This window comes from Thermohalobaculum sp., from assembly GCF_058622915.1.
In genome coordinates, this window is the sequence record NZ_JBZSYN010000024.1 from 1 (window position 1) to 6,221 (window position 6,221).

The 6,221-nt window shown below is 70.7% G+C and carries 8 protein-coding genes, 1 tRNA gene and 2 pseudogenes; 4 read left to right on the forward strand and 7 right to left on the reverse strand.

Annotated features, from left to right (window positions below):
• Together AC32QD_RS01810 and prfA are read right to left on the reverse strand one after the other, a co-directional pair.
• A pseudogene (locus AC32QD_RS01810) lies at positions 1–401 on the reverse strand (peptide chain release factor N(5)-glutamine methyltransferase); the annotation flags it as partial.
• Complete coding sequence (prfA, locus tag AC32QD_RS01815) at positions 398–1,453, reverse strand: peptide chain release factor 1 (protein ID WP_492008768.1); 1,056 nt, start codon at positions 1,451–1,453, stop codon at positions 398–400. The gene prfA and the pseudogene AC32QD_RS01810, both read right to left, overlap by 4 nt.
• Before the next feature lie 80 nt (positions 1,454–1,533).
• Between prfA and AC32QD_RS01820 the strand changes: the two genes are divergently transcribed.
• The 3 genes from AC32QD_RS01820 (at position 1,534) to AC32QD_RS01830 (ending at position 2,454) form a co-directional block, all read left to right on the forward strand.
• Positions 1,534–1,827, forward strand: a complete 294-nt coding sequence (locus tag AC32QD_RS01820) for a hypothetical protein (protein WP_492008769.1) — start codon at positions 1,534–1,536, stop codon at positions 1,825–1,827.
• A 168-nt stretch (positions 1,828–1,995) separates the two neighbouring features.
• Positions 1,996–2,069: transfer RNA gene (locus tag AC32QD_RS01825), tRNA-Gln, on the forward strand.
• A 121-nt stretch (positions 2,070–2,190) separates the two neighbouring features.
• Positions 2,191–2,454, forward strand: a complete 264-nt coding sequence (locus AC32QD_RS01830; RefSeq protein WP_492008770.1) for a DUF3303 domain-containing protein — start codon at positions 2,191–2,193, stop codon at positions 2,452–2,454.
• Positions 2,455–2,583: 129 nt separating this feature from the next.
• Here the strand turns inward: AC32QD_RS01830 and AC32QD_RS01835 are convergent, their stop codons facing one another.
• The 5 genes from AC32QD_RS01835 to AC32QD_RS01855 all read right to left on the reverse strand — a co-directional run bounded on the left by AC32QD_RS01835 (position 2,584) and on the right by AC32QD_RS01855 (position 5,608).
• Positions 2,584–2,973: a c-type cytochrome gene (locus tag AC32QD_RS01835; RefSeq protein ID WP_492008771.1), complete on the reverse strand. Its 390-nt coding sequence runs from the start codon at positions 2,971–2,973 to the stop codon at positions 2,584–2,586.
• A 385-nt stretch (positions 2,974–3,358) separates the two neighbouring features.
• A complete protein-coding gene (locus tag AC32QD_RS01840; RefSeq protein ID WP_492008772.1) occupies positions 3,359–3,739 on the reverse strand; it encodes a cupin domain-containing protein in 381 nt (126 codons plus the stop codon).
• Between the two features lie 88 nt (positions 3,740–3,827).
• Positions 3,828–4,820: a Bug family tripartite tricarboxylate transporter substrate binding protein gene (locus tag AC32QD_RS01845; protein ID WP_492008773.1), complete on the reverse strand. Its 993-nt coding sequence runs from the start codon at positions 4,818–4,820 to the stop codon at positions 3,828–3,830.
• Between the two features lie 109 nt (positions 4,821–4,929).
• Positions 4,930–5,295 carry a response regulator gene (locus AC32QD_RS01850; protein ID WP_492008774.1) on the reverse strand — a complete coding sequence of 122 codons (366 nt, stop codon included), beginning with the start codon at positions 5,293–5,295 and terminating at the stop codon, positions 4,930–4,932.
• 166 nt (positions 5,296–5,461) lie between these two features.
• Positions 5,462–5,608: a DUF3096 domain-containing protein gene (locus AC32QD_RS01855; RefSeq protein ID WP_492008775.1), complete on the reverse strand. Its 147-nt coding sequence runs from the start codon at positions 5,606–5,608 to the stop codon at positions 5,462–5,464.
• A gap of 317 nt (positions 5,609–5,925) precedes the next feature.
• Between AC32QD_RS01855 and AC32QD_RS01860 the strand changes: the two are divergent.
• Positions 5,926–6,221 (forward strand): annotated as a pseudogene (locus tag AC32QD_RS01860) (FMN-binding glutamate synthase family protein); the annotation flags it as partial.

Sequence of the window (6,221 nt, forward strand, 5' to 3'; positions counted from 1 at the left end):
CCCTCCATCTCGGCAACGAGCGTGAGCAGGATGCAGCCCGATCCGGTGCCGAGGTCGAGAACCGTCTCGTAGGGCTGCGCCATCGCCGCCTCTACCAGAAGCTCGGTCTCGGGCCGCGGGTCGAGCACGTCCGCGGTGACGCGGAAGGGGCGGCCCCAGAAGAGGCGCACGCCGATGATCTGGGAGACCGGCACCCTGCCCTCGCGCGCCGCCACCGCCTGCTCGAACTGCGCCACCTCGGCCGAGGTGGCGGGATCGGCCAGCCCCGCGGCCAGCGCCGGGCCGTCGAGCCCCGCCGCCCAGCGGTAGAGCAGCCGCGCGTCGCGCGCCGCGTCGGGTACCCCGGCGGCGGCAAGCCGGGCGGCGGCCCGGGCGATGAGCCGGGCGCGGGGGACGCTCACCCCTCCATCTCCGCCAGCTTGGCGGCCTGATCGGCGGCGATCAGCCCGTCGATCAGCTCGTCGAGATCGCCTCCCAGCACGTCGTCGAGCCGGTAGAGCGTCAGCCCGATGCGGTGGTCGGTGACGCGGCCCTGCGGGAAGTTGTAGGTGCGGATGCGCTCGGAGCGGTCGCCCGAGCCGACCTGGCCCTTGCGCGCGGCGGCGCGGGCCTCGGCCGCTTGGCGGCGCTCGAGGTCATAGAGCCGGGCGCGCAGCACCGCCATGGCCCGCGCCCGGTTCTGGTGCTGCGACTTCTCCGACGCGGTGACCACGATGCCGCTCGGGATGTGGGTCAGGCGCACGGCCGAGTCGGTGGTGTTGACGTGCTGGCCGCCGGCGCCCGAGGAGCGCATGGTCTCGATGCGCAGGTCGGCGGGCGCGATCTCGATGTCCACCTCCTCGGCCTCGGGCAAGACGGCGACGGTGGCGGCCGAGGTGTGGATGCGGCCCCCCGCCTCGGTCACGGGCACGCGCTGCACGCGGTGCACGCCGCTCTCGAACTTGAGCCGCGAGAACACGCCCCGGCCGCGGATCGCCGCGACCGCCTCGCGGATGCCGCCGAGCTCGGAGTCCTGCTCGGCGAGGATCTCGGCCTTCCAGCCCCGCGCCTCGGCATAGCGCAGATACATGCGCAGCAGGTCGGCGGCGAACAGCGCCGCCTCCTCGCCGCCGGTGCCCGGACGGATCTCGATGATCGCGGCGCGCTCGTCGTCGGCGTCCCTGGGCAGGAGCGCGCGGAGCACCGCGTCCTCGAGCGCGGGCAGGCGCGCCTCGAGCGCCGCCACCTCCTCCTCGGCCAGCGCGCGCATGTCCGGGTCGTCGAGCATCTCGCGCGCGGCACAGAGCTCGGCCTCGGTGCGCTGCCACTCGCGGATGGTGCCGACCACCGGCTCGAGCGCGGCATAGTCGCGGCCCAGCCGGGCGATCTCGGCCGGCTCGGTCTCGGTGTTCATGCGCGCCGCGACAAAGGCGAAGCGGTCGAGAATCTCCTGCATGCGCTGGATCGGGATCATGGCATGGCCCTGTGCCGCGCCGGGCGCACGGCGTCAAGCAGTCGTTTGAGCGGGGGCGCGCCCGGGTATATAAGGGATGCATGGTCAGGCGCATCGCGGGATCGGCGTTTGTGGCGGCTTGGGCGGCGCTGGCGCTTGCGCCGGGACCGGCCGCGGCGGGCGGGCCGATGCCGAACCCCAACTACACGCCGCATCCGCCGAAGCCGGGCTACAGCTATCCCCCGTGCTATTGCACCGACAGCGACGGCAAGCGCGTCGAGATGGGCCAGACGACGTGCCTGAAGATCGGCTCGCGCCGCGTGTTCGCGCGCTGCGAGATGTCGGTGAACAACCCGACCTGGCGCTACCAGACCGAGGGCTGCCCGGGCGTCTGATCCGGACCTCTCGGGGGCTGGCGCACCCCGCCCCGCGCGCCTAAGTAAGGGATCGGTAGCCCGACCCGGCGGCGCCCTTGACGCCGCGGAGCGCTGCGGCTAGACACGCAAGCTGCTGCGCCGGGCCCGATTCCGCAGGCTGGAATGCCGTGGAATCAAGGGCTTAGGTGGGGGATAGTTTAACGGTAGAACAGCGGACTCTGACTCCGTCAGTCCAGGTTCGAATCCTGGTCCCCCAGCCAGCCAAAACGAAGCCAGGCAAAACGAACTTTGCCCGCGGCGGGGCGCCTCGCCGGCGATCTTGCATTGCCTGACCTCGTCGCGCTGCATTAGTCTGGCGCGGGGAGCATTGGGAGAAACATCATGATGTTTCACGGCTCCTTCGTCTACGCGACCGAAGATCGAGACACGGTGCATCGGCGCTTCAAGGAGACGGGCGCCCCGCCACCGCCAGGTGTGGAGATGGTCGGGCGATGGCACAGCGTCACGGGCAATGGCGGCTTTTTCCTGGCCGAGACTGACGATCCGGTTGCCCTGTGCCGCTGGATGCAGGACTGGACCGACCTGATCGAGTTCGAAGTGGTGCCGGTGGTGACCGACGAGCAAGCCAACGAAGTGATCGGCTGACCTGTCAGTTCGATCACCGCGACAAGGGCCCCCGCCTCTGGGCGAGGGCCGCTTCGGCCCCCGTTCGGGTACGGACCCGACCTGGCAGCGACGACTTAGCCGCGCGACGCCGCGGCCGATGCCGGCAGGCTAGTGCTTCCTGACCGTTTTCAGGTAGGCCAGCACGTCGTCAACCTGTGCCGCGGTGAGCTTACCGTTCCATCGCGGCATGATCTTGTCGAGTTCTTCGCCATCCTCGTCCTTGCCGAACAGGATCGCGCGCCGCAAGAGATCGTCGTTCTCCTTGTACTGCTTCTCCAGCTCGGGCGACTGCAGATCCGCCGATTTGGCGTCGCCCAGCACGACGCCCCCCGAGGCGTCCGGCTTGTGGCAGACAGCACAATTGGACATGAAGATGCTCTTGCCGGCAGCCACGTTGCCCCCAGCCGCCGCCGGCGGCGTCGAACAGGCCAGTGCGCCGAGGACGAGCACGGGCGCGGCCACGAGCAGCGGCCGCCCGGGGAGCAATGCAAAGACCATTTGTTTCCCTCCGGATTGACTGCCCATCCTTGTCGGGCGCGCCCGTCAGGCCGTCAAGTATCAACGGTGTCGCATACCGATGGCTGCGATGTCGCAGTGCCGTCGATGGAGTGGCCGGGAGTCGACGGTCCGGCCCGTACGGCTGTGACAGCCGGCGACGCCGCAGGGGCGAAGCCGGGCCTGCCGGACGGGCGGAAATGCGCCAAAAAGCCAGGGAGCGACCGCTGCAGTCGCTCGATCGAGAGATTTGACGGGCAGATGCCGGCTCTCGCCGCTCGACCGGGACGTGGGCTGGCAAATCGGTGTGCGGGCCGTCTCCCATGCGAGACCGCCCTCGGGCGCCTCCGTCCCGGCGGCGCCGGGCGCGCGGCTGGCGCCGCCCGGGTCAGCGGTCGCCCCCGGTCGTGCCGAAGCCGGCGCCGGCGACGCGGTATTCGTCGCGCGGCGGGCTGAAGATGTCGAGGATCACGGCGCCCTCGGGGCCGGCGGTGAAGCCGTGCTCGACGCCCCCCGGCGTGCGCCAGAAATCGCCCTTGCGCACGGCGTGCTCGACCCCGTCCTGCAGGCGCACGCCGCTGCCCTCCAAGAGCACGCCCCACTGCTCCTGCGGGTGCGCGTGCACGCGCCCGGCCTTGTTGGGCTCGGCGCGCACCACCGAGAGCATGGCCCGCTCGCCGGGGAAGATCCGGGTCTCCAGCCCCTCGGCCAGCGTGCGCCGGATGCCCTGGGCCAGGTCGTCGAGATTGAAGAAGAGTTGCTCGCTCATGTCTGTCTCCGCTGGTTTCGATTCGCCCTTCCAGCCGGCGCTGCGCCCTCGGCAGCCGAGCCGCCCGCGGGCCGGCCCCGCGCGGGGCTCACTTGATAAGGCCGATCTCATGCGAGAGCGCCTGGATCGAGGCAACGGAATTGGCCACGAAGGTCTGGAAATCGGCGCCGCTGAGATCGAGCGGCGCCAGGTCGTTCTGCTTCATGATCTTTTTCCACTCGTCGGAGGCATAGACCTTGTCCACCGCCTCGACCCAGAACTTGTAGGCGTCGTCGCTCATGCCGCCGGGGGCATAGAAGCCGCGCCAGTTGGCGCCGATCACGTCGATGCCCTGCTGCCTGGCCGTGGGCACATCCTTGTAGACACCGCCCAGGCGCTGGGGTGAGAGCACGGCGATCACCCGGATGTCGCCTGATTCCACGAAGCCCCGGGTCTGGGAGGCGTCGCCCGAGAAGGCCTGCACCGAGCCGGCGAGCAGTTGGGTGATCGCGGCGTCGGCGCCCTTGAAGGCGACGTACCTGATCTTGCGCAGGTCGGTGATGCCGGCCTTCTTGGCCACAAGCAGGACCTTCAGATGGTCCCAGCCGCCGACCGCCGAGCCGCCGGCGATCGAGATCGAGCCCGGGTCCTTCCTGATCCGGTCGAACAGCTCGGGCAGCGTCTTGATCGGGCTCGACCCCGCGACCGCGATGACGCCGTAGTCGGCGCCGATGCTGGCCACCCAGCGCACCTGCTGCATGGTGTTGCCCCGATAGGCGCCCTGCGCCAGCCGCGTGGCGGTGGCCGCGGAGGCCGCGACGATCAGGTTGTTGTCGTCGTTGCGGTTGCTGACAACCTCGGCGAAGGCGTCGGCGCCGCCGCCGCCGGCCATGTCGGTGACCTGCACGGTGCCCTTCACGAGGCCCAGATCCTGCATGGTCCTGCCGACCTCGCGGCAGGTGAAGTCCCAGCCGCTACCGGCGTTCGACGGCGCGATGCATTCGGGGTTGTGGGGCTCGAATGCCGCGGCCGGCGCCGCGTGCGCGAGGCAGGCAAGCACCACCGCCGCAAGGGCATTGCGGGCCAGGGACAGTGTGTTCATGGGGTCCCTCCGATGGTCTGGCACGCCCCGGATTGACGCGGCCGCGCAACGCTATTGGCCGGGACGCGGCAACACAAGACGGCCGCGCGCAGGTCGCCCCGGTGCCGCGTCAGGCGGCGCGCACGCCGATCTGGCGCAGCGCCTCCTCGAGCGCCGCCCGCGTCACCGGCTTGGACACCAGGGGCACGCGCCAGAACCGCTCGGGCACGTCGGCATAGCTGTAGCCGCTGGCCATGACGAAGGGCACGCCGCGGCGCTGGAGCATATCGGCGAGGGGCCACACGCCCTCGGCGCCGAGACCGATGTCGAGAATGGCGGCGTCGAGCTCGGCCTCCTGCGCGAGGCACATTGCCGGATCGAGCTTTCCCGCCGGGCCGAGGGCGGTGCAGCCGCACTCCTCGACGAGGCGCGCGAGGTCCATCGCGACCACCGGGTCGTCTTCGACGATGAGCACACGCGCGGGTGTGCGGGACATTCTCCTCCTCCTAGAGGCCGACCCCACCCGAGAATCGCCGAAACGGCGTTTCCAAGCAACTCCAAGCAAGAGGTTGCTCCACCTGATAAAACGGCCGGGCACGGGAAAAGGTTCCCGCGCCGCCGGCGCCCAGCCGCCGCCGGCCCCCGGACCGGCGGCGCCGCGATCACGGGCTGACGACGCCCAGGCCGATCAGGCCTGAGAGAATCAGGTAGCCCGCGACGATGTAGTTCAGAAGCCGCGGCCAGATCAGGATCCCCGCGCCGCAGGCGATGGCGACGACGGGCTGCAGGCTGGTCAGCGTGATGGTCATGGGTCCGGCTCCTCCCCGGTCAGCTCCTCCCCGGTCAGCTCCTCCCCGGTCAGCTCCTCCCCGGTCAGCTCCTCTCCGGTCAGCTCCTCTCCGGTCAGCTCCTCCCCGGTCAGGCGGGCGCATGCGGTGGAACGCCGCGGGGCTTGCCACGGTTCCACCCGGCCTGTCCAGCCGGGCGCCCGGGCCGGACTGCTGCGGCCAGGCGATGGACGCCCGAAGGCCGGTGGCTTACTAGGGACAGACACAAGGGGCCCGGCGCCAGCCCTGCCCGCGCACCAGACGTCGCGTCGGGACCGGGCCGCACAAGGGGAGACCAGATGGGACCGCTGGCCGATTTCGCCGTTCGCTACGCCCTGTTCGCGGCGCTGGTCCTGCTCACGGTCGCCTCGGCCATCCTCTCGGCCGAAAGCTCGGGCTGGCTGATCCCGCTGGCGGTGGCCGGGGCGCTCAGCCTCTTGGGCGTGTGGGACATGGTGCAGACCCGGCACACGCTGATGCGCAACTATCCGGTGGTCGCCTATGTGCGCTGGATCATGGAGGCGCTGCGCCCCTATCTGCGCCAGTACATCGTCGAGAGCGACCTGAGCGGCCGGCCGATCCCGCGCGAGTCGCG